The sequence below is a fragment of the Limnohabitans sp. T6-5 genome, from assembly GCF_003063315.1.
GTDB lineage: Bacteria > Pseudomonadota > Gammaproteobacteria > Burkholderiales > Burkholderiaceae_C > Limnohabitans_A.
The window spans coordinates 374,351-397,903 of record NZ_NERV01000002.1 but is presented as its reverse complement, the minus strand read 5'-3'; the positions used below and the strand labels follow the sequence as shown (position 1 = coordinate 397,903).

At 59.4% G+C, this 23,553-nt stretch carries 18 protein-coding genes and 1 pseudogene; 12 read left to right on the top strand and 7 right to left on the bottom strand.

The genetic code is table 11. From position 1 onward, the window contains the following. Window positions 1-7 precede the first annotated feature (7 nt). On the top strand, window positions 8-2,059 hold the full coding sequence (gene brxL, locus B9Z51_RS07510) for a protease Lon-related BREX system protein BrxL (protein ID WP_108374839.1): 2,052 nt from the start codon (window positions 8-10) through the stop codon (window positions 2,057-2,059). An 80-nt stretch (window positions 2,060-2,139) separates the two neighbouring features. After that, complete coding sequence (locus tag B9Z51_RS07505) at window positions 2,140-4,818, top strand: YgiQ family radical SAM protein (protein WP_108373331.1); 2,679 nt, start codon at window positions 2,140-2,142, stop codon at window positions 4,816-4,818. Window positions 4,819-5,043: 225 nt separating this feature from the next. Here the strand turns inward: B9Z51_RS07505 and B9Z51_RS07500 are convergent, their stop codons facing one another. Beyond that, the gene (locus B9Z51_RS07500; protein ID WP_108374837.1) at window positions 5,044-5,535 is read right to left on the bottom strand and encodes an MgtC/SapB family protein; all 492 of its coding nucleotides are present in this window, start codon (window positions 5,533-5,535) and stop codon (window positions 5,044-5,046) included. A gap of 557 nt (window positions 5,536-6,092) precedes the next feature. Continuing rightward, a pseudogene (locus B9Z51_RS07495) lies at window positions 6,093-6,203 on the bottom strand (XRE family transcriptional regulator); the annotation flags it as partial. A 59-nt stretch (window positions 6,204-6,262) separates the two neighbouring features. On the opposite strand from B9Z51_RS07495, the gene B9Z51_RS07490 reads away from it, so the two are divergent. The 8 genes from B9Z51_RS07490 (at window position 6,263) to B9Z51_RS07455 (ending at window position 15,035) form a co-directional block, all read left to right on the top strand. Further along, window positions 6,263-7,864, top strand: a complete 1,602-nt coding sequence (locus B9Z51_RS07490; protein ID WP_108373329.1) for a Fic family protein — start codon at window positions 6,263-6,265, stop codon at window positions 7,862-7,864. A 340-nt stretch (window positions 7,865-8,204) separates the two neighbouring features. Next, window positions 8,205-8,543 (top strand): hypothetical protein, encoded by a 339-nt coding sequence (locus B9Z51_RS07485; protein WP_108373327.1) that lies wholly within the window; start codon window positions 8,205-8,207, stop codon window positions 8,541-8,543. 13 nt (window positions 8,544-8,556) lie between these two features. Next, a complete protein-coding gene (locus B9Z51_RS07480; RefSeq protein WP_108373326.1) occupies window positions 8,557-9,186 on the top strand; it encodes an AAA family ATPase in 630 nt (209 codons plus the stop codon). A 324-nt stretch (window positions 9,187-9,510) separates the two neighbouring features. Beyond that, window positions 9,511-10,659, top strand: coding sequence for a Gfo/Idh/MocA family protein (locus B9Z51_RS07475; RefSeq protein ID WP_233254875.1), 1,149 nt, complete (start codon window positions 9,511-9,513; stop codon window positions 10,657-10,659). A gap of 191 nt (window positions 10,660-10,850) precedes the next feature. After that, window positions 10,851-11,927, top strand: a complete 1,077-nt coding sequence (locus tag B9Z51_RS07470; RefSeq protein ID WP_108374835.1) for an ABC transporter ATP-binding protein — start codon at window positions 10,851-10,853, stop codon at window positions 11,925-11,927. Window positions 11,928-11,986: 59 nt separating this feature from the next. Further along, the gene (locus B9Z51_RS07465) at window positions 11,987-13,252 is read left to right on the top strand and encodes an ABC transporter substrate-binding protein (protein WP_108373322.1); all 1,266 of its coding nucleotides are present in this window, start codon (window positions 11,987-11,989) and stop codon (window positions 13,250-13,252) included. Window positions 13,253-13,323: 71 nt separating this feature from the next. Further along, complete coding sequence (locus B9Z51_RS07460) at window positions 13,324-14,202, top strand: carbohydrate ABC transporter permease (protein WP_108373320.1); 879 nt, start codon at window positions 13,324-13,326, stop codon at window positions 14,200-14,202. Further along, the gene (locus B9Z51_RS07455; protein ID WP_108373318.1) at window positions 14,199-15,035 is read left to right on the top strand and encodes a carbohydrate ABC transporter permease; all 837 of its coding nucleotides are present in this window, start codon (window positions 14,199-14,201) and stop codon (window positions 15,033-15,035) included. Before B9Z51_RS07460 ends, B9Z51_RS07455 begins: the two co-directional genes overlap by 4 nt. 395 nt (window positions 15,036-15,430) lie before the next feature. On the opposite strand, the gene B9Z51_RS07450 is transcribed toward B9Z51_RS07455, so the two are convergent. From B9Z51_RS07450 to B9Z51_RS07440, 3 genes are read right to left on the bottom strand one after another with little or no spacing between them, the layout of a single operon-like run. Next, window positions 15,431-15,970 (bottom strand): flavin reductase family protein, encoded by a 540-nt coding sequence (locus tag B9Z51_RS07450; protein WP_108374833.1) that lies wholly within the window; start codon window positions 15,968-15,970, stop codon window positions 15,431-15,433. Between the two features lie 8 nt (window positions 15,971-15,978). Beyond that, on the bottom strand, window positions 15,979-16,905 hold the full coding sequence (locus tag B9Z51_RS07445) for an aldo/keto reductase family oxidoreductase (RefSeq protein ID WP_108373317.1): 927 nt from the start codon (window positions 16,903-16,905) through the stop codon (window positions 15,979-15,981). Next, entirely contained in the window at window positions 16,902-18,059 is a 1,158-nt protein-coding gene (locus tag B9Z51_RS07440; protein ID WP_108373315.1) for an LLM class flavin-dependent oxidoreductase, read from the bottom strand. The genes B9Z51_RS07445 and B9Z51_RS07440 overlap by 4 nt, the downstream gene beginning before the upstream one ends. Window positions 18,060-18,151: 92 nt before the next feature. Between B9Z51_RS07440 and B9Z51_RS07435 the strand changes: the two genes are divergently transcribed. Continuing rightward, the gene (locus tag B9Z51_RS07435) at window positions 18,152-18,871 is read left to right on the top strand and encodes a GntR family transcriptional regulator (RefSeq protein WP_108373313.1); all 720 of its coding nucleotides are present in this window, start codon (window positions 18,152-18,154) and stop codon (window positions 18,869-18,871) included. Between the two features lie 31 nt (window positions 18,872-18,902). On the opposite strand, the gene B9Z51_RS07430 is transcribed toward B9Z51_RS07435, so the two are convergent. Together B9Z51_RS07430 and map are read right to left on the bottom strand one after the other, a co-directional pair. Further along, window positions 18,903-21,524 (bottom strand): [protein-PII] uridylyltransferase, encoded by a 2,622-nt coding sequence (locus B9Z51_RS07430; RefSeq protein WP_108373311.1) that lies wholly within the window; start codon window positions 21,522-21,524, stop codon window positions 18,903-18,905. A gap of 1 nt (window position 21,525) precedes the next feature. Further along, window positions 21,526-22,338, bottom strand: a complete 813-nt coding sequence (gene map / locus B9Z51_RS07425; RefSeq protein ID WP_108373309.1) for a type I methionyl aminopeptidase — start codon at window positions 22,336-22,338, stop codon at window positions 21,526-21,528. A 424-nt stretch (window positions 22,339-22,762) separates the two neighbouring features. Between map and B9Z51_RS07420 the strand changes: the two genes are divergently transcribed. Further along, entirely contained in the window at window positions 22,763-23,464 is a 702-nt protein-coding gene (locus B9Z51_RS07420; RefSeq protein WP_108373307.1) for a DUF4197 domain-containing protein, read from the top strand. Window positions 23,465-23,553 lie beyond the last annotated feature (89 nt).

Genomic DNA, 23,553 nt, shown 5'->3' with positions numbered 1-23,553 from the left:
CACAGCCATGACCGAAGCCATTCAAGCCACCCTGTCTGCCGCGCCGGATGCAGGTCTGGACAAACTCCTGAACGAGCGTTTTGCGGGCAAGGTCGTCCGCAAGGATTTGACCAAGCTGATCAAAGAGGGGGCCAACGTCCCGGTGTATGTGCTGGAGTACTTGCTCGGCATGTATTGCGCTTCAGATGATCCGGAAACGATTCGCGCTGGCATGGAGACGGTCAAAAGTGTTTTGGCCGAAAACTATGTGCGCCCGGACGAAGCTGAAAAAGTCAAAAGCAAGATCCGTGAGCGGGGCTCGTTCAAGGTAATCGACAAAGTGACCGTCAAGCTGAATGAAAACCGCGACTCATATGAGGCGCTGCTGTCCAACTTGGGCATCAAGAATGCGACGGTGGACGACAGCCATGTGCGCAAATACGAGAAGCTTTTGGTGGGCGGCATTTGGTGCATCGTGACCATTCGCTATGAGTTTGAAGAGAATCAGAAATCATCACCGTTCATCGTTTCCGAACTCAAGCCCATCCAGATGCCAGGCATGGACATGGATGAGCTGTTTGAGGCTCGCAAAGCTTTTACCGACGAACAGTGGATCGATGTGCTGCTGCGCTCTACCGGCATGGAGCCGACTTGCTTCAAAGAACGCGCCAAGTGGCATCTGTTGGCTCGGATGATTCCGCTGGTCGAAAACAACTACAACATGTGCGAGCTGGGGCCACGCGGCACGGGCAAGAGCCACATTTACAAAGAAATCAGTCCCAACTCGATCTTGGTTTCAGGCGGGCAGACCACGGTGGCCAACCTGTTTTACAACATGGGCGCACGCAAGGTGGGCTTGGTGGGCTTGTGGGATGTGGTGGCGTTTGACGAGGTGGCGGGCATCAGCTTCAAAGACCACGATGGCGTGCAGATCATGAAGGACTACATGGCTTCGGGCTCTTTCAGCCGTGGACGCGAGTCCATCAACGCCAGCGCATCCATGGTGTTTGTGGGCAACATCAACCAGTCCGTCGAGTCCATGGTCAAGACAAGCCATTTGCTGGCACCTTTTCCTGAGGCGATGATCGATTCGGCGTTTTTTGACCGTTTCCATGCCTATGTGCCCGGTTGGGAGATTCCCAAGATGCGGCCCGAGTTTTTTACGAACCAATATGGCTTGATCGTGGACTACTTGGCCGAATGGGTACGCGAGATGCGAAAGCGCAGCTTTGCCGATGCCATCGACAAGTATTTCAAACTCGGCAACAACCTGAACCAGCGTGACACCATCGCTGTGCGCCGCACGGTGTCGGGCCTGCTCAAGCTGATTTGCCCTAACGGCGAATATTCCAAAGAGGCTGTGCGCAAATGTCTGGAGTACGCGCTGGAAGCGCGTCGTCGTGTGAAAGAACAGCTCAAGAAAATTGGCGGCATGGAGTTCTATGACGTTCATTTTTCCTACATCGACCTGGAAGACATGCAAGAGCGCTTTGTCTCGGTGCCAGAGCAGGGCGGTGGCGGGTTGATTCCCGAAGGCCGTTTGCAGCCTGGGGTGCTGCACTCCATTTCTATGGGCTCGGCCGAAATGCCCGGCATTTACCGAATGGAGATCCAAGCCATTGCAGGAACAGGCAAGCTCAATGTGTCGGGCTCGCTGTCCCGCGAGCCTGTGCGCGTGGCCTTCGATTATTTCAAGGCCAACGCAGGCCGCGTGAGCGCATCCATCCACCCCACAGAGCGCGATTACCACCTCCACATGGTCGAGCTGCAAAACTCAGGCAACCCGGACAGTCTGACTCTGAGCAGCTTCATTGCCCTGTGCTCAGCCGCTTTGGGTAAGCCCATACAGGCGCAATTGGCCGTGATGGGGGACATGACTTTGGGCGGCACCATTGCCCAAGCCCGCAATTTGGCCGAAAGCTTACAGGTGGCGTTTGATGCAGGTGCCAAGCGCATTCTTTTGCCCATGTCCAGCGTGACAGACATTCCGTCCGTGCCGGGTGAGCTGTTTGCTAAGTTCCAGACCAGCTTTTACTCAGACCCTGTGGATGCAGTGTTCAAGGCGCTTGGGGTGGAGTAAGTCATAAGGGGTTTAGCCATTCAGTTCGCAGGCTCACCCCCAAACCCCTACACTAGCGGGTTATCCCGAGTGCCCAGTCCATGAACGCCTTTGTCGACGTCTCTTACTTCCCGCGTGATGCCAAACCGCTGACCAGTTACCGCAAGTACTGGGCGCAGCGCTTTGGCACGGCCCCGTTTTTGCCGATGAACCGCGAAGAAATGACCCAACTGGGCTGGGACAGTTGCGACATCATCATCGTCACGGGTGACGCCTATGTGGACCACCCCAGCTTTGGCATGTCGGTGATTGGCCGCATGCTGGAAAACCAAGGTTTTCGGGTCGGCATCATCGCCCAGCCCGACTGGACCAGCGCCGACGCCTTCAAAGAACTGGGCCAACCCAACTTGTTTTGGGGCGTGACCAGCGGCAACATGGACTCCATGATCAACCGCTACACGGCGGACCGCAAAATCCGCAGCGACGACGCCTACACCCCGGGCGACGTGGGCGGCAAACGGCCTGACCGCGCCGCTATCGTCTATAGCCAGCGCTGCCGCGAAGCCTTCCCTGAAGTGCCCATCGTGCTCGGCGGCATCGAAGGCAGCCTGCGACGCATCGCGCATTACGATTATTGGTCAGACAAGGTGCGCCGCTCCATCGTGGTGGACAGCAAATGCGATTTGCTCCTGTATGGCAACGCCGAGCGGGCGATTGTCGAGATCGCCCACCGCCTGGCCGCCCGCGAGCCCGTGCAGCAGATCACCGACGTGCGCGGCACCGCTTTTGTGCGCCGCGAAACGCCTGAGGGCTGGTTCGAGATTGACTCCACCAGTGTGGACACGCCCGGTCATGTGGAAGCACATATCAACCCCTATTTGATGATTTCGGACCAGGCGCGGGAGCAGGGCGCCACTTGCGCCCGCGAGGAAGAAGCTCAAGCCGTGGCGGATGGTGAAAACCAGAAGGTGCAACCACTGCGCTTCGTGCCCAACGCTGCAAATGGATCGCCACGCTCCGCTCGCGATGACGAAAAAGAGCACAGTGATGCCAGCTTTCCCGTCACTGCGAGGAGCGAAGCGACGCGGCAGTCCAGCCAGTCCGTCATTGCCACCGCGAGCTTGCGTGGCGGTCCGCAATCCATGCAGCCCGTCACTGCGAGGAGCGAAGCGACGCGGCAGTCCAGCCAGTCCGTCATTGCCACCTCGAGCTTGCGTGGTGAGCCGCAATCCATGCAGTCCGTCACTGCGAGGAGCGAAGCGACGCGGCAGTCCAGTCTGTCCGTCACTGCGAGCGATGCGCGGCAGTCCAGTGCAGTCTTGGCAGAGCCCCTTTCGCTGCTGCGCGGCAAAGGCACCCACAAAGTCCCGCCCCGCGACAAAAGCGTCATCCGCCTGCCCAGCTATGAGCAGGTCAAGCAAGACGCTGTGCTCTATGCCCACGCCAACCGCGTGCTGCACCTGGAAACCAACCCCGGCAACGCCCGCTGCCTGGTGCAAGCGCACGGGGAGGGCGCCACCGCCCGCGACGTGTGGATCACACCGCCGCCCATCCCGCTCACCACCGCCGAGATGGACCATGTGTTCGACCTGCCGTATGCCCGCAGCCCACATCCGCGCTATGCCGACGAAAACGGCAGCCATGACCACGCGACCAAAATCCCCGCTTGGGAAATGATCCGCTTCAGCGTGAACATCATGCGCGGCTGCTTTGGTGGCTGCACCTTTTGCTCCATCACCGAGCACGAAGGCCGCATCATCCAAAGCCGTTCCGAAGAATCCGTCATCCGCGAGGTGGAAGACATCCGCGACAAGGTCAAAGGCTTCACCGGCGTCATCTCTGACCTGGGCGGCCCCACGGCCAATATGTACCGCTTGGGCTGCAAGAGCCCCGAGATCGAATCGGCCTGCCGCAAACCCAGCTGCGTGTTCCCCGGCATCTGCCAAAACCTGACCACCGACCACGGCCCGCTGATCAACATGTACCGCCGGGCGCGCAACCTGAAGGGCATCAAGAAAATCTTGATCGGCTCCGGCCTGCGTTACGACCTGGCCGTGCAGTCGCCCGAGTATGTGAAAGAACTGGTCCAGCACCATGTGGGCGGCTACCTGAAGATTGCGCCCGAGCACACCGAGGGCGGCCCGCTGTCCAAGATGATGAAGCCGGGCATCGGCACCTACGACCGCTTCAAGACGATGTTCGACAAGTACAGCGAAGAGGCCGGTAAAAAGCAGTTCCTCATCCCGTACTTCATCGCCGCCCACCCGGGCACCAGCGACGAAGACATGATGAACTTGGCCATCTGGCTCAAGAAGAACGGCTTCAGGGCCGACCAGGTGCAGACCTTCTACCCCAGCCCCATGGCCACGGCCACGGCCATGTACCACTCCACCCGCAACCCGCTGCGCAAAATCACCCGCGACAGCGAAAAAGTGGACATCGTCAAAGGCGACAAACGCCGCCGCCTGCACAAAGCGTTTTTGCGCTACCACGACTCGAACAACTGGCCCCTGCTGCGCGAAGCGCTCAAGGCCATGGGCCGGGCGGATTTGATTGGTAACGGCAAACACCACTTGATTCCGAGCTGGCAGCCGCTGACCGACGGCGGTTACCAAAGCCCCCGCCGAGCCAACAGCACCCAGGCACCCAGCAAAGGGCAGGGCGGGGCGCTGGCGGGGAAGAGCAAGCCGTCAAGCGGGCTTAAAAAGCCGGGTCAGGCGCCGCGCAAGGGGGCGATGCTGACGCAGCACACGGGGTTGCCGCCGCGGAAGAAGGGCTGACGTTTCCAAGGTGAGTCAATCGGCAGAGTGCCCTGTAAAACTACAGTTTTGCAGGCGAGTTTATTTTTTCTAAAAATATCTTGGCGGATTCAAAAGTGGTGAGCGCCCAGCATCATCACTGGGGAACTGAACCGAAACTGCACGGGTGGCCAATATGCCAGCAAGAGCGCCCAGGGCTTAGCTGTTGAGACGTGAGCTGCGTATCGGTTTCTTGTCTACCCGCAGCTAACTTCCTTGCTTATCAAACCGGCTCAAAAGCTTAGGAACCGCGTACAGGATCACCAGCGCCAACAGGGTGCTCAGTACCGCTGTTGCCTCGCGACCCATCCCTGCAGCAACGCCAATCGCTGCTGTCAGCCAGATACCAGCTGCCGTCGTCAAGCCCTTAACTTGCGTTTCGTCATGTCCTTTGATAATGGCCCCTGCACCGAGAAATCCGACGCCGGCGATCAGACCCTGAAGCACACGCGAGAGGTCTGCGCTCGACACGCCCGCTTGCTGAGGAATGAGAACAAATAGCGCCGCACCAAGGGCCACCAACATATGGGTTCGCAGACCGGCCGCTTTCCCCTTCTGCTCTCGCTCGAACCCAAGTATTCCTCCGAGGGTCGCGGCGATCAGCAAACGCAATGTGATTCGGGTAACCCCCGCTGCATCGGGGAGATCAGAGAACTCCTGCGCTACAGTATTCCCGACCTCCTGCCACCACTCGTTCATCGTGAACTCCTCTTTTCCAACACTGATTTGGGCGTAGCGATGAATTCGACACCCAGCATCGCAAGGCATTGTGCGAACTTCATCCCTGATTCTCCAAGGTACTACCGATCGGTCGACCATCCAACTCAAATGCCCAACATGCAATTGAACGACCACCGAAGGTGGAACGCTCATTGGACAGTTTGGACGTAGCCGCTACGCGGAGCGGCTGTGCCGCTAAGGCTGTTGGTGAATTCGTAAGCTGTAGGTTCATGCCGCCATTGTGGGGCATGTATTCGTCAACGCATCTGGAATTCGCCCATGTCAAAGTAGCCCGGTGTCTATGACCCCGCTATTTTCCCGAACCATTTTTCAGCGCTTAGCGCACCCACCCGCAAAACCTCAAGCATTTGCCCTGCAGCCAGCTGATCATTCTTTCCTCAGCCGTTTGTGGCCGTGGTGCTCATTTTTTGAGCGCAAGGCGCCAGCCCAGTCGCCATGCGCCTTGGCGAGGTTGTCCTAGGGCTTATCCACAGGCTTGGGCACGGTTGGTGTGGATGCTTCCTTTCACCATCTCCCAGCGCATCGAGGCCGAACAAGTTGATCTTGCCGCGCATCAGATTTGAGACTCGGGGTTGAGTCACGCCGAACAGCTTGTCGGCCCGTGCTTGGCTCATTTCTGTGCGGGTGTTGATCGTAAACGTTTTGTCGTTGAAAATATCAAGAATAATTGTTTTAGGTGCGCCGTATGCAAAATGAGGGGGGATATGCCGGATATAAGTGGCTGTCGCAGGCGTACGAGGTGGCGCAAGTGCAGCCCTTTCGGGTCCGCAGCGTCATCGGCTCGGTGCGCTCCAGTGCGGCGGCAAACGGCTTCACGGTCGAGACGTACCCCGCACATTACCAGCCGGATGCAACGCTGAGCGCGCACCTGACATTCGCGCTCAAGTATGAGGGCGTCGAGCTGGACTTTCTCAGCCGCTTGTTCGAGGTGACCGGACCTGAGCCCATCGCCAAATGGGCGCAAGAGGAGCCCACAGGCGCTTACGCTCGCCGCTGCGGCTTCCTCTATGAATGGCTTACTCACACAAGTCTGGATGGCGTGGGCGATGCCGGTGGGAACTACGTCGACTTGCTCAACGCGTCGCAGTACCTGACCGCCACGGTGCAGGACAAGGTGCGCCGCTGGCGCATCAACAACAACTTGCCGGGCACCCGCGCATTTTGCCCAATGGTTGACCTGAGGAAGCTGGGCTCGGCCGATCCAGCTCAGTTGCGCGCAGAGATCGACACGGTGGTGGATCAGTTCGGGTTTGAGACGATAGAGCGTGCGGTCAACTGGCTCACCATCAAGGAGAGCAAGGCCAGTTTTGCCATTGAGTCCGAGGGCAGGGAAGAGGACCGTATCCGCCGCCTGGCGCGCGCCATGAGCACGCACTGCGGCAAGATCGAATCCGCCCTCACGCAAGAGGGCATGCTGGAGATTCAGCAGGCCGTCATGGGCGACAAGATGGTGGGTGCCAGGCTAGGCATTCGCCGGTCTCCGGTGTTTGTCGGACACACCAACTCGATTTTTGAGCCTGTGATCGACTACCTGGCACCGCACCATGAAAGGGTGCCCGAGATGATGGAGGGCTTGCGTGCGTTCGAGCAGCGTACCCGTGGGCAAAATCCACTGCTGCGAGCTGCGGCGCTGTCCTTTGGTTTCGTCTACATCCACCCGCTGAGTGACGGGAATGGTCGACTCTCACGCTTCCTGATCAACGACATCCTTGGGCGCGATGGTTTCTTGCCTGCGCCAGTGATCCTGCCGGTTTCGGCCGTGATCAGTGAGAACGCCGCACGGCGTGCAGCCTACGATACCGCCTTGGAGCACCTGTCGCGGCCGCTCATGGCCACGATGAATGCGGTGTGCAAGTTCGGCGCGACCGTGCAACACGAAGATGGTGTCGAGTCCAACTTGCACGTTGCAGACTGGCATCGAGGCTTGGCCACTTGGCGATATGCTGATCTCACATTCCAGTCTGAGTACCTGGTCGACGTCATTCGGCATTCGATTTTGCATGGGCTCAAGGACGAGGCGGTGTACCTGCGGCGCTACGACATCGCGGTAGGCAGCCTTAAGGAAATCATTGAGGGCCGCGACGAGGACTATGCGACGATCATCCGATCCTTGGTGACGAACCTGAAAGTCAGCGCCAAGTTGCGCAAGACCTACCCCGGGGTTTTCAGCGACGAGGGATTGGTCAAGCGCGTCGAGCGCGCGGTCTTCCAAGCCTTTGAGTTGCTGCACGACGATGGCGATGATGACGATGAGGTCGTTCCCCGCCTGGATGTGGTGGCCCGATGAGTTCATGAGGGGCATCGCGGCAGTCCCGCTAACTGGCCAGGTCGATGCCGAGGTGTTGTTTCAAGCCGGCCTTGTCGGATACGGATTCTCAGCGGGCGTAAATGGGGCGATCATGGCCTGCGTGCAATGATCAATCTCCATTCTTGCCTGTTATTTAAGCGCACCCCGCCAGCCCAGTCGCCATGCGCTTTGGCGCACTTGTTCCGGGGTTTATCCACAGCCTTGGGCACGGGTGGTGTGGATGGATACAGGGGTTTTTCCTGTGTCGATGGGGATTTATTCAAGCCAGATGGCCAGAGGCGTCCGTTTTGGCGCAAAATGCGCCATAAAGGAGCGTCTCATGTCTGCATCACCTTCTTCTTTTGCATCCGTCAAATTGCCTGCTGGTTTGGTCACCCAGGCCCGCGAAGCGGCCACGCCCATGCGTCGCTCGGTGGCAGGGCAGATCGAGTACTGGGCCACGCTGGGGCGCATTGCCGAAGCCTCGGGTTTGACCATCTCTGAGGCCCGAGAAGCCATCGCGCTCTACGATGTGCGCCAGACCACCACGGTGTCTGCGGCCGACCCGCTGGACGCCATCGAGGCGGATTTTGTGGCCGCCGAAAGCACCGGCCGCCTGGCCCAGGCGGTGCGCCAGACGGTGCAAAGCAACCGCCCTCAGGTCGTCAAGGCTGCTTGAGCAACTGCCTCGTTTGAAACCCGTTTTCTTTTTGCTGGCCGGCCCCAACGGGGCGGGCAAATCCACGCTGTACCGCTCAGCCGCCGCTTCGGGCTTGCTTCCGGCCGGGGCGGAGTTTGTGAATGCAGACCTGCATGAAGCCGCTGCGCTTCAACACATCACCGATCCAGAGGAGCGTTCGGAAAAGGCGCGGACTTGGGCCGATGCACGTCGAGCGGCTTGTTTGGCGCAAGGTTTGTCGTTTGTGAGCGAGACGGTGTTTTCTCACCCGTCCAAACTGGCTTTGATGCAAGAGGCCCGAGTCGCAGGCTTTGCGGTGGTGTTGCTGGTCGTGTGCGTCAATGACCCGCGTCAACTTTTGGGCCGGGTGGCGCAGCGGGTGGCCGAAGGCGGGCACGATGTGCCGCCCGAGCGCATCCTGGCGCGCTATCCGCGCACCTTGCAGCATTTGCAGGGCGCTATCTCCTTGGCCGATTTGGCCTTGCTTTACGACACCTCAGGGGTAGGGCGAAACGGTATTTCCGGCCCTAAGCTGGTCGCCCGATGGCGTCAGGGCGAGTGGCATTGGCAGGTGTCCAGGCCGCCGGCTTGGGCCAAAAAGGTGCAACCGGCGATGCCGCCCACGACCATGCCTTTGGGATGAATTTCAGCGTCGCTTATTGATTCAGCCCTGTGAAGTTTCCAATGCGCACAGGTGTGGGCTGCGGCTTCAGCCCAGACATGCAGTTTGCGCCGAAGCTGGCAATGTCGGGGCTGAAGCCACCGACCTACGAGAGAGGTGCTTGTAGGTCGGCGGCAACAGAGCCGACAATGCCTGCGGGCCTGCGGCCGCTCGGCCCTTTGCCAAAGCTGAAGCAGCCGATCAAAGCGCATGCTCGCCACAAGCCTCCATCACTTCCTTTGACCGAGTGCGGCTATGCTTGCGTTTTTTTCGCATTGATATTTCACTTTCAAGGGAGCGCTGGCTTTGAACACAATCACCCGTTACGGCATCATCGGCTGCGGCATGATGGGGCAAGAGCATTTGCGCAACATCGCCTTGTTGCCTGGTGCGCAGGTCTCGCGGATTTTTGAAACGGATGCGCACATGCTGGCCAAGAGCCTGGCCCTGATGCCCGGGGCGCAAGGTGCTTCGAGCTTGGCTGAAGTGGTGCAGTCATCCGATGTGGACTGCCTGTTGATCGCCAGCCCCAATTTTTGTCATGCTGAGCAATTGCGCGAGATCGCCCGCTTGCGTCCTTTGCCCGTGCTGCTTGAAAAGCCCGCTTGCACCAGCCTGGACGATGTGCGCAGCCTGGCGGCCTTGCAGGCCAGTTACCCAGCGCCGATCTGGGTGGCCATGGAATACCGCTACATGCCGCCCGTGGCATTGCTGGCGCATGAAGTGCACAGCCAGCAACACACCGGCCCGGTGAAGATGCTGACCATCCGCGAACACCGTTTCCCTTTTTTGGTCAAGGTGGGCGACTGGAACCGTTTCAACCGCTACACCGGCGGCACGTTGGTAGAAAAATGCTGCCACTTTTTTGACCTGATGCGCCACCTGACGCAAAGCGAGCCCGTGCGCATTTACGCCTCGGCCGGGGTGGACCACAACCACCTCGATGAACGCTATGCCGATGGCACGCCGGACATTTTGGACAACGCCTATGTGATCGTGGATTTTGCTTCCGGACAACGCGCCATGCTGGAGCTGTGCATGTTTGCCGAAGGCGCCCGTTATCAGGAAGAGATCTCGGTGGTCGGCCCCAAGGGCAAAGCCGAATGTTTTGTGCCCGGGCCCGGGCGTTTTTGGCCCGAGCACCTGGGCGATGCGCCCGTGCCCAAGCTGGTCATCAGCCCGCGCGCGCCCAAAGGCCCGCATGAGGTGGATGTGCCCGTAGACCCTGTTGCCCTGGCCGCAGGTGACCACAATGGCTCCACCTTTTACCAACACCAGAAGTTCAACGCGGTGCTGCGTGGTCAGGGGCAAGTCGAAGTGGGACTGCGCGACGGATTGGCCGCTGTCGTCATGGGTCTGGCGGCTCAGGCATCGGCCAAAACAGGGCAGGCGATCGATTTGACCCAAGGGCCTTACGCGCTGATGGCCTTGCTGGGCGAGGCGGACACCGTCTGATCACGGGCGGGTTCTGGGGGCGGCGCACAGGGCAGGGGGATTCGGCGGGAGATTCGGCGGGTGATTTTCTTTCAGCTGGGGCTGGGCCATGTTGGCGATAACCCCAAGAGCATTGAAGACAGAAGTCCTCTATGATTCATTCACATTGAATCTCCGCCGCATTGTTTGGCTTTTTGAAATTTACACCCCCCATGGCATCAGTCCAACTCCAGCAAGTCCGCAAAAGCTACGACGGTAAGCACGACGTCATTCATGGCATTGACTTGGAGATACAGCACGGCGAGTTTGTTGTGTTCGTGGGGCCGTCTGGCTGTGGCAAATCGACCTTGCTGCGCATGATTGCGGGGCTGGAGAGCATCACGGGTGGGGATGTGCTGATCGACGGCAAGCGCGTCAACGATGAGCCCCCCCGCCACCGTGACATCGCCATGGTGTTTCAGGATTACGCCTTGTACCCGCACAAGAGCCTGTACGACAACATGGCGTTTGGCTTACGCTTGCGCAAAACCCCTGAAGACGAGATCAAAAAACGGGTCATGGATGCCGCCAAGTTGCTGCGCATTGACCACATGCTGGAGCGCAAACCCGCGGCCTTGTCAGGTGGGCAGCGGCAGCGGGTCGCCATTGGCCGGGCCATTGTGCGTCAGCCCAAGGTGTTTTTGTTTGACGAGCCGCTGTCCAATCTGGATGCCCAGCTGCGCCATGAAATGCGCAGTGAAATCAAGAAGTTGCACCAACGTCTGGGGGCCACCATCATTTACGTGACCCACGATCAGGTCGAAGCCATGACCCTGGCTGACCGGATTGCCGTGCTCAGCGGGGGCCACAAAATGCAATACGCCAGCCCGGACGAGATCTACAACCGTCCTGCTGCCCAATTTGTGGCCGGGTTCACCGGCAGCCCACCCATGAACCTGGTGGCTTGTCAGATTCAGGACGGGCGGGCCGAGTTGGGCGGCACCTCTGTGGCTTTGCCCTTGGCCTTGTTGGCCAGGGCCGCCAGTGCGCAAAGTCATGTGCTGGGTGTGCGGCCTGAAAACCTGTCACTTTCGCCGCGACAAATCCAGGGCGAAATCTCAGTGCCTGCGCAGGTGGTCATCACGGAACCCTTGGGTGCAGAAACCCTGGTCACCTTTCAGGTGGGGCAAACCGAATGGGTGGCCCGTTGCCCTGCCAGTTTCAAGCTTGCACCGGGCACTGCACAAACCTTGTACCTGGACCCTTTGGCCATGCACCTGTTTGATCAAGCTTCCGGACAAGCCTTGTAAAGCGCTGTTGTCATTTGTTGTTCCCGTTGAAATTTCACTCAAACCCCCAGGAGACTGTGATGAAAAAACGTCATGCATTGAAATTCGCTTTGGCCGCATGGGTCAGCACGCTGGCTGTCAGCGCGGCTTGGGCACAGCAAACCACGCTGCGTGTGTTTGTCGGCCCGAACCAGCGCCCCGATTTGCAAGCCAAGTTGTTCGAGCAATACAACAAAGCCAATCCTGGCGTCAAAGTCGAGATCGAAACCGGTGGCGCCACCTCCGAGTTGCAGCGCCAGTACCTGTCCACCGTGCTCAACGCCAAGGACTCGGCCATTGACCTGTTTTTGATCGACATCGTGAATCCCGCGCAATACGCGTCCAAGGGCTGGATCGAGCCGCTGGACAAATACGTGGGTGGTCCGGCTGCCTTGAAAAATGACTACCTGCCGGTCTATCAGCAATCGAACGTGATTGGCGGCAAGTTGTACGCCATGCCCAGTCAGGGCGATGCGATGTTCATGTATTACCGCAAAGACCTGCTGACCAAGCACGGTGTGGCCGAGCCCAAAACCTGGGACGATTTGTCGGCTGCTGCCAAAAAGATCACCGCCGCTGAGGGCAATGCCAATTTGCAGGGCCTGTCGATCCAGGGCGCACCGATCGAAGGCGCAGTCTGCACCTTCTTGCTGCCGTATTGGGGTCAGGGCAAGCAGTTCAACGATGCCGCTGGCAAGTTGACGCTGGACAAGAGCGCTGCGGTGAAGGGTTTGAAAAGCTGGCTGGACATGATGGACCAGGGCGTGCTCAAAAAGAACGTTGCCGAAGTCACCACCCCCATCACCGTCAACGAATTCAAGGCGGGTCAGGCCGTGTTTGCCATCAACTGGGGCTTTGCATTTGACCGTTTCAAGGACGATGCCGATTCGACCGTCAAGGGCAAAGTCGGCGTGATGCCTTTGCCCGCCATGACCGGCGGCAAGTCAGCCACCTGCATGGGCGGCTGGCAGTGGGCCATGAACGCTTACAGCAAAAACAAGGACGCAGCGGGCAAGCTGATCCAGTTCCTCTCGTCCAAGCAAGCCAGCGCTTTTGTGGCGCGTGAAGGCTCCATCTTGCCGGTGTTCCAAAGTGTTTACTCGGATGCCGAGGTGAACAAGGTGGTGCCCTGGTTCAAGGACGCCTTGCCTGTGGTGCTGGGCGCCCAAAGCCGCCCGATGGTGGAAGACTATGGCCAGGTGTCGGACATCATCCGCACCACCACCAGTGCCATTCTGGCGCGCACCAAAACGCCTGAGGCCGGTGTGGACGAGATCGCCGCCCGCGTGGGCCGATTGATGCGCTGACCTCGGTCTTTGTCAGCCTTGAACCCCGGGCGTCTGTGCCCGGGCTTTTTTTTGAGCCCCTGAAACGTCCCATGCTGTCCAAATTACGAGATCCCAGCGAAAAAACACTCGCCGTTTTGCTCTTGACGCCTGCGTTTGTGCTGCTGCTTTTGATTGTGGTCTATCCTATTGGCAAACTGGTCTACAACAGCCTGTATGCCGTGGACAAAAGCGGTGCGTTTTTAGGGCTGCAAAATTACATGGATGTGGTGCAGGACCCTTTGTTCTGGAACGCCACCCAAAACACCTTGCTGATCACCTTGATCACGGTACCCGGTGCATTGGTCGCTGGCCTGGGTTTGGCCATGCTGGCCAATTTGCCCTTCAAGCGCAAATGGCCGGTGCGCCTGTCCTTGCTCTTGCCCTGGGCTTTGCCACTGTCGTTTGCGGGGCTGATTTTTGCCTGGTTTTTTCACACCGAATATGGCGTCGTCAACGATGTGCTTCAGCGCCTGGGCCTGCAAAGTGAGCCCACCAGTTGGCTGCTCAAGCCCCAATGGGCCTTTGCCGCCATCTGCCTGACCATCATCTGGAAAACATCGTCCTTCATGGCGCTGATTTTGCTGGCCGGTTTGCAAATGATCCCGAAGTCGCTGTACGAAGCGGCCGAGGTCGATGGCGCCAGCCGTTGGCAGCAGTTCTGGCAGATCACCATCCCCATGCTCATGCCCAGCATTGTGGTGGCCTTGATTTTTCGCACCATCACGGCCTTGCAGACCTTTGACATTCCCTACACCATGACGCGTGGCGGGCCCGGTGAGGCGACCGAGACGCTGGCCATGTTGATCCACAAATACACCATCGACTATTCGGACATCAGCTTTGGCTCGACCCTGGCCGTGTTCATGTTTGTGATTTCGATGTGCGTGACCGGGTTTTACTTGCATCACATTGGAAAGAACGCCTCATGAATCCGACTGGTTTCTGGACATCACCCATGCTGCGCTGGGCCGCGGCGGCGATGGTGGTTTTCAACGGTTTTTTCCCAGCGGTCTGGATTTTGTTCACCTCACTCAAGACCGAGGCTGAGCTGGTGCAAAAACCGATCACCTGGTGGCCCGCCAACCCGATGCTGGGCAACTATGTCAAGGCATTCACCGACCAGCCTTTGCTGCAATACCTCAAAAACAGCCTCTTGGTGGCGTCTGGCGCGACGGTCTTGTCCTTGCTGGTGGCGGCTTTTGCAGCCTATGCCATCGCGCGTTTGAACCTGCGCCGCAGACAACTGATTTTGACCTGTATCGTGGCGTCGAGCATGTTCCCGCTGGTGACATTGCTGGTGCCCATTTTTGAAACCATGCGTGCCCTGGGTTGGCTCAATACCTATGCCGCGCTGATTTTTCCTTATGTAGTGCTCAATCTGCCCGTGTGCACCTTGGTGCTGGTGAGCTTTTTTCAGAGCATTCCGCGTGATCTGGAAAATGCCGCCATGATCGACGGCTGCACTCGTTTAGGCGCTTTGTGGCACGTAGTGGTGCCCCTGGCCGCACCCGGCATTTTCACGGCAGGCATTCTGGCTTTTGTGAACAGCTGGGACGAGTTTTTGCTGGCCTTGTCCCTCAATTCCAGCCCGGCGGTGCGCACCTTGCCGGTGGGTATTGCGCTGTATCAGGGCGAGTTCACCTTTCCTTGGCCCATCATTTCAGCTGCATTGATTGTCGCCATCGTCCCCGTGGCGGTGCTGATCGCCTTGTTTCAGGAACGGGTGGTCGGTGGCTTGACCCAAGGCGGCCTCAAGGGGTGATGCGGTCGACCTGCGGGGCGGTATTTGCAGGTCGGCGGCAACAGAGCCGACATGGGCCTGCGCCGGAGCGAGAAAACGTCGGAGCTGAAGCTACCGACCTACGGGAGGAGTATTTGTAGGTCGGCGGCAACAGAGCCGACAAGGGCCTGCGCTGGAGCAAGAAAACGTCGGAGCTGAAGCTACCGACCTACGGGGAGGGGCTTTTGTAGGTCGGCGGCTTCAGCCCCGACAAGGGCCTGCGCCGAAGCCACCATTGTCGGAGCTGAAGCTACCGACCTACGGGGAGGTATTTGTAGGTCGGCGGCTTCAGCCCCGACATGGGCTTTCGCCGAAGCCACCAACGTCGGAGCTGAAGCTACCGACCTACGGGGATGCGGTATTTGCTGGTCTGCGGCTCAGGCTGGCAATGCTTGAAACTGCCCAAACTGGCTGCGGCTGAAGGCGAGTGCGGGGCTGTCTTGCCAGCCAAAATCTTTCACAGCACCGAGCACGATCACATGGTCACCGGCTTCAATGAGCTGGTGAAGGTCGCAATCGAACCAGGCGACTGCGCCCTCCAAGCGAAGTCGCTCAGAGGCTTGTCGCTGCACGGGCACCCCTGCAAACCGTTCGGCCATGTTGCCGGATGCAAATTGACGCGCCAGCCCCGCCTGGTTTTGCGCCAATACGCTCACGCTGAACCCGCCGGACTGGGTGAAGGCCTGCAGGCTGCTGGCTTCTTTGCGGATGCTCCACAGCACCAGTCTCGGCTGGAGTGAGACCGAGCTGAAGGAGTTGCAAGTCATCGCCCAATCTTGCTGGTCGTGGCGAGCCGTGACCACGGTGACACCGGTGCCAAAACACCCCAGGGCTTTGCGGTAGTCCGCCGGGTCGGTGGTCTTAGCCTGCAAGGCATCGGGGGCCGCACTGGGCAGGGCGTCGGTCTGGTGTCGCATGCTGACTTTCAAGGCACTTCGTGGCCATTGGCCAATTCGTACAGTTCGTACCAGGTCTGACGGTCCATGGGGACGCGGGTCGCATCGGCTATGCGCTGAATGCGTTCGATCTGGTTGGTGCCCATCACGGGCAAAACGCCCACGGGGTGGTGCATCAGCCAAGCCATGGCCACGGCGGTGGTGTCCGTGCCGGAGGCCAAGGCCAGTTTGGCCAGCGTTGGCGCCAGCCGGGCTGCGGCTGTTCCTGGCGTGTGTGCCTGTGAATGCAGACGACCACCGCCCAAAGGCGACCAGGCCATCACCGGCAAGCGGTGTTCCTGCGCGTGGGCCAGTTGTCCGTTCGTGAAGGGTTCCGTGTTGAGCAAGCTCAGCTCAATCTGGTTGGTTTGCAATGGGTGCTTCATGCGTGATTGCAAGAGATCAACATCCCAGGGCATGAAGTTGGACACGCCCACGCCACGCAGCTTGCCGCTGTCGATCAATTTGTCCAGGCATTCCCCCAGGGCTTGCGCGTCCATGAGCGGGTCGGGTCGGTGGATCAGCAGCAGGTCAATCACGTCCACGCCAATGCGAGACAGCGAGCGCTCGACGCTGGCCGTGACATGGGCGGGGCTGGTGTCGTAATGCTTGACGCGGGTGTCCGGCCATTTGTCCGACAGCAGCATGATGTCGGTCTTAGTGACGATCTCGATCTGGTCTTTCAAGCTGGGGCGGGCTTTGATGGCCTGACCAAACAACTCTTCGCAGCTGTAATTGCCGTAGATGTCGGCATGGTCGAAGGTGGTGATGCCTTGGGCCAGGCAGGCATCGATGCGGGCCAGATTGGCGTTGACCGAATGATCAGTGGCTTCGGACAGGCGCCACACGCCATAGGCCATGCGACTCAGGCTGCGCCCGTTGGGCAGCGTCATGCGGCCGAGGTGTTGGTGACTCATTTGCGAACTCCTGTGCCCAGCGGGGTGGGCGGCGTTTGGGCCGGAACACGGCCATATTCATGGGCGAGGGACACGGTTTTGAGCTGCGGCAGCACTTTGGTGCCGAAGATCTCGCATTCCTGCAGGTGAGGGTAACCGGAAAAAATGAAGGCCCGGATGCCCATTTTTTGATAGTGCTCGATCTCGCTGAGCACCTGGTCCACGCTGCCCACCAAGGCCGCGCCACAGCCGCTGCGGGCACGGCCTACGCCGGTCCACAGATGGGGCTCGACATAGCCTTCGTCATCGGCACGGTCGCGGTTGGCGCTTTGCAGGGACACGCCCAGGCTCTGCGCGTCCAGCGCGCGTTGGCGGATCTCGCGGCCTTTTTCATCATCGAGTTGCGAGACCAGTTCGGCCGCGTATTCACGCGCTTCGGCTTCTGTGTCGCGCACGATCATGTGCACGCGCAGGCCATAGTCGAGCAAACGTCCGTGCTTTTCGGCCTGGGCATGCACGTCGCGCATGCGCTGGGCCAGCATGTCTTTAGGTTCGGGCCACATGAGGTAGGTGTCGCAATGGGCGCCGCACAGGGCCAGGGCATCGGGGCTGTAGCCTCCAAAGTAGAGCAGGGGGCCGCCGTTGGTCTGGTAAGGTTTGACCGGGTCGGTGGACAAGCCTTTGAGCTTGTAGATCTGGCCGTCGTAGTTGATTTCGTCTTGCGTCCAGGCTTGTTTGAGGATCTCCACCACCTCCCAGGAGCGGCGATACCGGTAGGCGCTGTCTTCTTGCTGGCCGGGGAAGTCCGATGAAATCACGTTCAGCGTCAAACGGCCTTCCAGAATGTGGTCCAGAGTGGCCACGGTGCGGGCCAGCATGGCCGGATGCACCTCGCCGCAGCGGATGGCGGCCAGCAGGTTCATGCGCTTGGTTTTAGGGGCCACAGCGGCTGCAAACGTCAGCGTGTCCTGTCCTACTTGGTAGGACGAGGGGCACAGAATGTTGCGAAAGCCCAGTTCCTCGGCACGCTCCACGATGCGACTGGTGTTGGCCCAACTGCTGCGCAAATCGCCATCGGGCACACCCAGATGGCGGAAATCATCGGAACACAAAGGTGCAAACCAGGAAACCTCCGCACCCTGAACGTCTTCACCTTTGACGGGAACAATGCTCATGACAAACCTCACGACTTAAAAAGTAAATGAATAGTATATGAATTGATGCGGGTTTGCACGGGGGTTTCCACTGATTTGTCATACTGTGCGCCATGAAAGCTGCACAACCTGCCAAAACCTTGCCCGTCTACATGCAAATCGCCGAGTTGCTGGCGCGTCAGATCAAGGCCGGTTACTGGCGCAGCGGGGAGCGCTTGCCCACCGAAGCCGAGCTGGCTGAGCGTTTGCAGGTGGCTGTGGGCACCTTGCGCAAAGCGCTGGCCTTGCTCGAAGCCCAGGGCGTGCTGGAGCGCATCCAGGGCTCAGGCACCTATGTGCGGCGCGTGCAAGGCACCCAGCAAATTTATGAATTGTTCCGCCTGGAGTTGACCGATGGTCCGGGCTTGCCCACGGCGCAGATTTTGGAACTGTCACGCCAGATGCGGCCTGCAGATGTGCCCGCTTTGGATGCGCAAGGCTCGCCAAGCTGCTGGCGGGTGCGGCGTTTGCGCTTTCTCAGTCAGGTGCCTGTGGCCCTCGAAGAAATCTGGTTTTCAGCCAGCGCTTGCCCCGACTTGCAGCCGCAGGAGTTGGGGGACTCGATGTACTTGTTTTACCAGCAGCGCTTCAATCTGTGGATTGCCCGTGTGGAAGACCAGATCAGCGCCGCGGCAGCGCCGAGCTGGGCCATGCCCCCCTGCGGCATGGCCGCCGGCGACTGTGCGGGTTACATCGAGCGCGTCTCCTGGACGGCCAGCAACCAGATGGCCGAGTTTTCCAGAACCTGGTTTGACCCGGCGGTGTGCCGCTATTCCTCGCGCATGAGCCAGTAAAGCACAGGCGGGGCGCTGCAAGCGGCGGACTTTAAGCCGGTTGCAAGACCTGAAGCAGCTCGGTTTCGATCTCGATTTGCGCCTTGTTGTGTTGCAAGGCCGGGCCGCTGATTAGGAAGGTGTCTTCCACCCGTTCACCCAGGGTGCTGATTTTGGCCAGCTGCAGGTCAATGCCGTGTTTGGCCAGCACGGTGGCGATGCTGTAGAGCAGGCCGATGCGGTCACTGGCCGAGATGCTGAGCAGCCAGCTTTGGGCCTTGTCGTCGGGTTTGAGGGTGACGCGGGGCGTGACCGGAAAACTCTTGACCCTCCGCGACACGCGACCGCGAGTAGGGGCGGGCAGGGGGCCTTGTTTTTCCAGGGTTTGCGTCAGGCCCGACTCCACCATGGTCATCAGTTCGCGGTAATGCTCAGGCAGCATGGGTGTGACGATCTGGAAGGTGTCCAGCGCCCAGCCGGTGCGGGTGGTGTGCACCTTGGCATCCAGAATGCTGAAGCCCGACTGGTCAAAGTGACCACAAATGCGGGCAAACAAATCGGGCTGATCGGGCGTGTAGACCAGCACTTGCAGGCCTTCCCCGACGGGCGAGATGCGCGCCCGCACGATGGGCCGGGGTGCGCCCTCGGCGGGCAGCGCCACATGGCGCGAGAGCTGGCGGGCGTGCCAGGCAATGTCTGAAGCATCGTGGCGCATGAAATAGCCCACATCCAGCGTGTCCCACAGGGCCTTTTGGCCTTCGTAGGGCTCGGAGTGACGGGCCAGCTCGATCAGGGCCTCGCGCTTGCGGGCCTCCACTTCAGCGTTGGCATCCGGTGCCCGGCCACCCAAAACGCGCAGGGTGGATTTGTAGAGGTCTTCCAGCAGCTTGCCCTTCCAGGCATTCCAGACCTTGGGGCTGGTGCCCCGAATGTCGGCCACGGTGAGCAAGTACAAAGCGGTCAGATTGCGTTCATTGCCCACACGCTGGGCAAAACGGCCGATCACGTCCGGGTCGCCCAGGTCTTCTTTCTGGGCGACATGGCTCATGGTCAGGTGTTCGCCCACCAGAAATTCAATCAATTGCGCGTCTGCCTTGTCCAGGCGGTGCTGGCGGGCAAAGGTGCGCACTTCGGCCTTACCCAATTGAGAGTGGTCACCGCCCCGGCCCTTGGCGATGTCATGAAAGAGGGCCGCTGCATACAAAATCCAGGGCTTGTCCCAGCCTGCGGCCAGTTGCGAGCAAAAAGGGTATTCGTGTGCATGCTCGGCCATGAAAAACCGCCGCACATTGCGCAGCACCATCAGGATGTGCTGGTCCACCGTGTAGGCATGAAACAGGTCGTGCTGCATCTGCCCGACGATGCGGCGAAACACCCACAGGTAGCGCCCCAGCACCGAAGTCTGGTTCATCAGCCGCATGGCGTGCGTGATGCCAAAAGGCTGCTGCAGGATCTGCATGAAGCTCTGACGGTTCACCGGGTCGGCCCGGAATTTGCCATTCATGATGGCCCGCACGTTGTAGAGCGCTCGCAAAGTGCGGGCCGACAAGCCGGTTACCCCAGGCGTGGCCTCGTAGAGCAAAAAGGTTTCCAGGATCGCGTGGGGGTGCTTTTCATACAGGTCGTCGCTGGCCACTTCGATCAGACCGGCTTTTTCAAAAAAGCGCTCATTCAGCGGGCGAAAGCTGTCGATCGTTTCGCCGCGCTGCATCTTCAGGCGGTCTTCGATGTTGAGCAGCAAAATCTGGTTGAGCTGCGTGACGGCCTTGGCCGCCCAATAGTATTGGCGCATCAGCTTTTCGCTGGCCCGCAAGGCCAAGCGGCCGTCGGGGGTGATGTCCGCAGCATAGCCAAACGACTCGGCCACATTGGTCTGCAAATCAAACACCAGCCGGTCTTCGCGCCTGCGCGCTTGCAAATGCAGCCGCGCCCGAATCAGGCTCAGCAAGGCTTCGTTGCGCTTGATCTGCCGGGCTTCCAGCGGCGTGGCCAGGCCTGTGCGGGCCAGATCGTCCCAGCTGTGGCCCAAACCCGCCGCACGGGCCACCCACAAAATGATCTGCAGGTCACGCAAACCTCCGGGCGACTCTTTGCAATTGGGTTCCAGCGCATAGGGGGTGTCTTCAAACTTGGTGTGCCGCTGGCGCATTTCCAGCGTTTTGGCCACCAAAAAGGCCTGCGGGTCCATGGCGGCCTGGTAGTGCTGCTGAAATTTCGCAAACAAGGCGGCGTTGCCCGTGATGCGGCGCGACTCCAGCAAGGACGTTTGCACCGTGATGTCCTTGGCCGACTCGGCCAGGCATTCGCTCAATGTGCGCACGCTGGAGCCAATCTCCAGCCCGGTGTCCCAGCAGCTGCCAATGAAGCGTTCCAGCTGGGCCTGCAATTCGGGCGATGTTTCCGGCGACTGGCCATCGGGCAAAAGCACCAGCACGTCCACATCGGAACAGGGAAACAGCTCGCCCCTGCCAAAACCGCCCACAGCGGCCAGGCACAGCTCGGGGGCAAAACCAGCCTGCTGCCAAAGCTGTATCAGCAAATGGTCGGCCAGTGTGGCCAGCGTATGCAGGGTGCGCTGTAAACCCCGGGTGCTGGCTTTGCTGTCGGCCAGCGTTTGCAGCACCGCTGCCTTGTCGCGCTTGTACGCATCGCGCAGCGGGGCCAGTTCGGTCATGTCAGGCGGTTTTCTGGGTGATGAAATCAGGAATCGCGGGGCTGCCAGCCGACAAGGTCAGCACCTCGTAGCCGGTTTCGGTCACCACCACGGTGTGTTCCCACTGGGCCGACAGGGAATGGTCTTTGGTCACGATGGTCCAGCCATCGCCCATTTCCTTGATCTCTTTGCGGCCCGCGTTGATCATCGGCTCGATCGTGAAAATCATGCCGGGGACCAGCTCCACCAGGGTGCCGGGCTTGCCGTAGTGCAGTACCTGCGGCTCTTCGTGAAAGCCCCGGCCAATGCCGTGGCCGCAAAACTCGCGCACCACCGAAAAGCCGTGGCCTTCGGCAAACTTTTGAATCGCATGGCCAATGTCACCCAAATGGGCGCCAGGCTTGACCTGCTCAATGCCTTTCCACATGGCGTCATACGTCAACTTGGCCAATCGCTTGGCCGCAATCGAGGCTTCGCCCACATGGAACATGCGGCTCGTGTCGCCGTGCCAGCCATCTTTGATGGTGGTGATGTCGACGTTGAGCGAATCGCCCTTTTTGAGCGGTTTGTCGTTCGGAATGCCGTGGCAGACCTGGTGGTTGATCGAAGTGCAGATCGACTTGGGGTAGGGCTTGTAGCCGCCCGGCGCGTAGTTCAGCGGAGCCGGGATGCAGCCTTGCACATCGACCATGTAGTCGTGGCAGAGCTTGTCAATCTCGTTGGTGGTGATGCCCGGCTTGATAAAGGGCTCGATGTAGTCGAGGACTTCCGAAGCCAGCCGGCACGCCACGCGCATGCCTTCGACGTCTTCGGCGGTTTTGATGGTGATGGTCATGGGGTGGGATTATCCCAGAGGGACCATCTCCCCATGCGCAGTCTGTTTGTTGAGCTCGCGTGCTGTGTTCCCCCGAAATTAAGCTTTGTTACTTTTTTTTCGCAATTGCAGGGGCTTGCCGACGATCCATCGGGGCAAGCGAAGTTATTGATCTGGCACACTGAAGTTTGAATTTTGTTTACCGGTATCCCGTAGGTCGGTGGCTTTAGCTCCGACGTTTGTTCGCTTGGGCTCAGGGCCCATGTCGGGGCTGAAGCCGCCGACCTACAACTTCATTGACCATTGAAGGCTTCCCTGGGCCGGATCAATAGATTCGGGTGCGGTTTGCCAAGTTCATGCTGACAGCCGCTGCCAGACTGTGCTGCGAAACCATCAGGCCATACTTGTCAAAACAAGTTTCAACAAATCAAAAGGGAATATTCAAATGCACAGACGACAGTTTCATGCAGCCAACTTGATCGCGGCTGTATCGCTCATGGCCCATTGGCGCGCTGCGCAAGCCATTTCGCTGGCCGATTTGAGTGGGGCTGATGCCTCTTCGGGTCTGAAGTTGGCGCTTGAAAAGGGCGCTACAGCCGCCGTCGGTTTGCTTGGGGCGCAAGACGGGTTCATGGGCAATGACAAGGTGCGGATTGCATTGCCAGGCTATCTGAACGAAGCGGCCAAGTGGCTGAAGATGATGGGGCAGGGACAGCGAGTCGACGAACTGGTGCTCAGCATGAACCGCGCTGCGGAAACCGCCATGCCCATGGCCAAAGACATGTTGGTCGGGGCCGTCAAAAGCATGAGCGTGAGCGATGCAAAAACCATCTTGCAGGGAGGCAATACCGCGGCGACGGAGTATTTCACCCGCAAAACGCGTGAGCCCCTGGGTGTGAAGTTTCTGCCCGTCATCACCCAGGCTACAGCCCAAGTGGGTTTGGCGGACAAATACAACGCCATTGCGGGCAAGGCCTCCAGCTTGGGCTTGTTGAAACCTCAGGATGCTAGTCTGGAAAGCTATGTCACGGGCAAGGCGCTAGATGGCCTGTACCTGATGATGGGCGAAGAAGAAAAGAAAATTCGCCAAGACCCGATAGGCACCGGCAATGCGCTGCTGGGCAAGGTGTTTGGGTCGCTGAAGTGAGTGATGGAGGGGGGAGTTCTTGGTCTTGTTGGTCCCCGTGGGTGTTCATGCAGCCTCAGCTGCTGGGGGTCTGATAAAAGGCGCGGTTT

Coding starts and splice junctions, on each gene's coding strand:
- brxL (WP_108374839.1), top strand. CDS start 8: ATGACCGAAGCCATTCAAGCCACCCTGTCTGCCGCGCCGGATGCAGGT.
- B9Z51_RS07505 (WP_108373331.1), top strand. CDS start 2,140: ATGAACGCCTTTGTCGACGTCTCTTACTTCCCGCGTGATGCCAAACCG.
- B9Z51_RS07500 (WP_108374837.1), bottom strand. CDS start 5,535: ATGAACGAGTGGTGGCAGGAGGTCGGGAATACTGTAGCGCAGGAGTTC.
- B9Z51_RS07490 (WP_108373329.1), top strand. CDS start 6,263: ATGCAAAATGAGGGGGGATATGCCGGATATAAGTGGCTGTCGCAGGCG.
- B9Z51_RS07485 (WP_108373327.1), top strand. CDS start 8,205: ATGTCTGCATCACCTTCTTCTTTTGCATCCGTCAAATTGCCTGCTGGT.
- B9Z51_RS07470 (WP_108374835.1), top strand. CDS start 10,851: ATGGCATCAGTCCAACTCCAGCAAGTCCGCAAAAGCTACGACGGTAAG.
- B9Z51_RS07465 (WP_108373322.1), top strand. CDS start 11,987: ATGAAAAAACGTCATGCATTGAAATTCGCTTTGGCCGCATGGGTCAGC.
- B9Z51_RS07460 (WP_108373320.1), top strand. CDS start 13,324: ATGCTGTCCAAATTACGAGATCCCAGCGAAAAAACACTCGCCGTTTTG.
- B9Z51_RS07455 (WP_108373318.1), top strand. CDS start 14,199: ATGAATCCGACTGGTTTCTGGACATCACCCATGCTGCGCTGGGCCGCG.
- B9Z51_RS07450 (WP_108374833.1), bottom strand. CDS start 15,970: ATGCGACACCAGACCGACGCCCTGCCCAGTGCGGCCCCCGATGCCTTG.
- B9Z51_RS07445 (WP_108373317.1), bottom strand. CDS start 16,905: ATGAGTCACCAACACCTCGGCCGCATGACGCTGCCCAACGGGCGCAGC.
- B9Z51_RS07440 (WP_108373315.1), bottom strand. CDS start 18,059: ATGAGCATTGTTCCCGTCAAAGGTGAAGACGTTCAGGGTGCGGAGGTT.
- B9Z51_RS07435 (WP_108373313.1), top strand. CDS start 18,152: ATGAAAGCTGCACAACCTGCCAAAACCTTGCCCGTCTACATGCAAATC.
- B9Z51_RS07430 (WP_108373311.1), bottom strand. CDS start 21,524: ATGACCGAACTGGCCCCGCTGCGCGATGCGTACAAGCGCGACAAGGCA.
- map (WP_108373309.1), bottom strand. CDS start 22,338: ATGACCATCACCATCAAAACCGCCGAAGACGTCGAAGGCATGCGCGTG.
- B9Z51_RS07420 (WP_108373307.1), top strand. CDS start 22,763: ATGCACAGACGACAGTTTCATGCAGCCAACTTGATCGCGGCTGTATCG.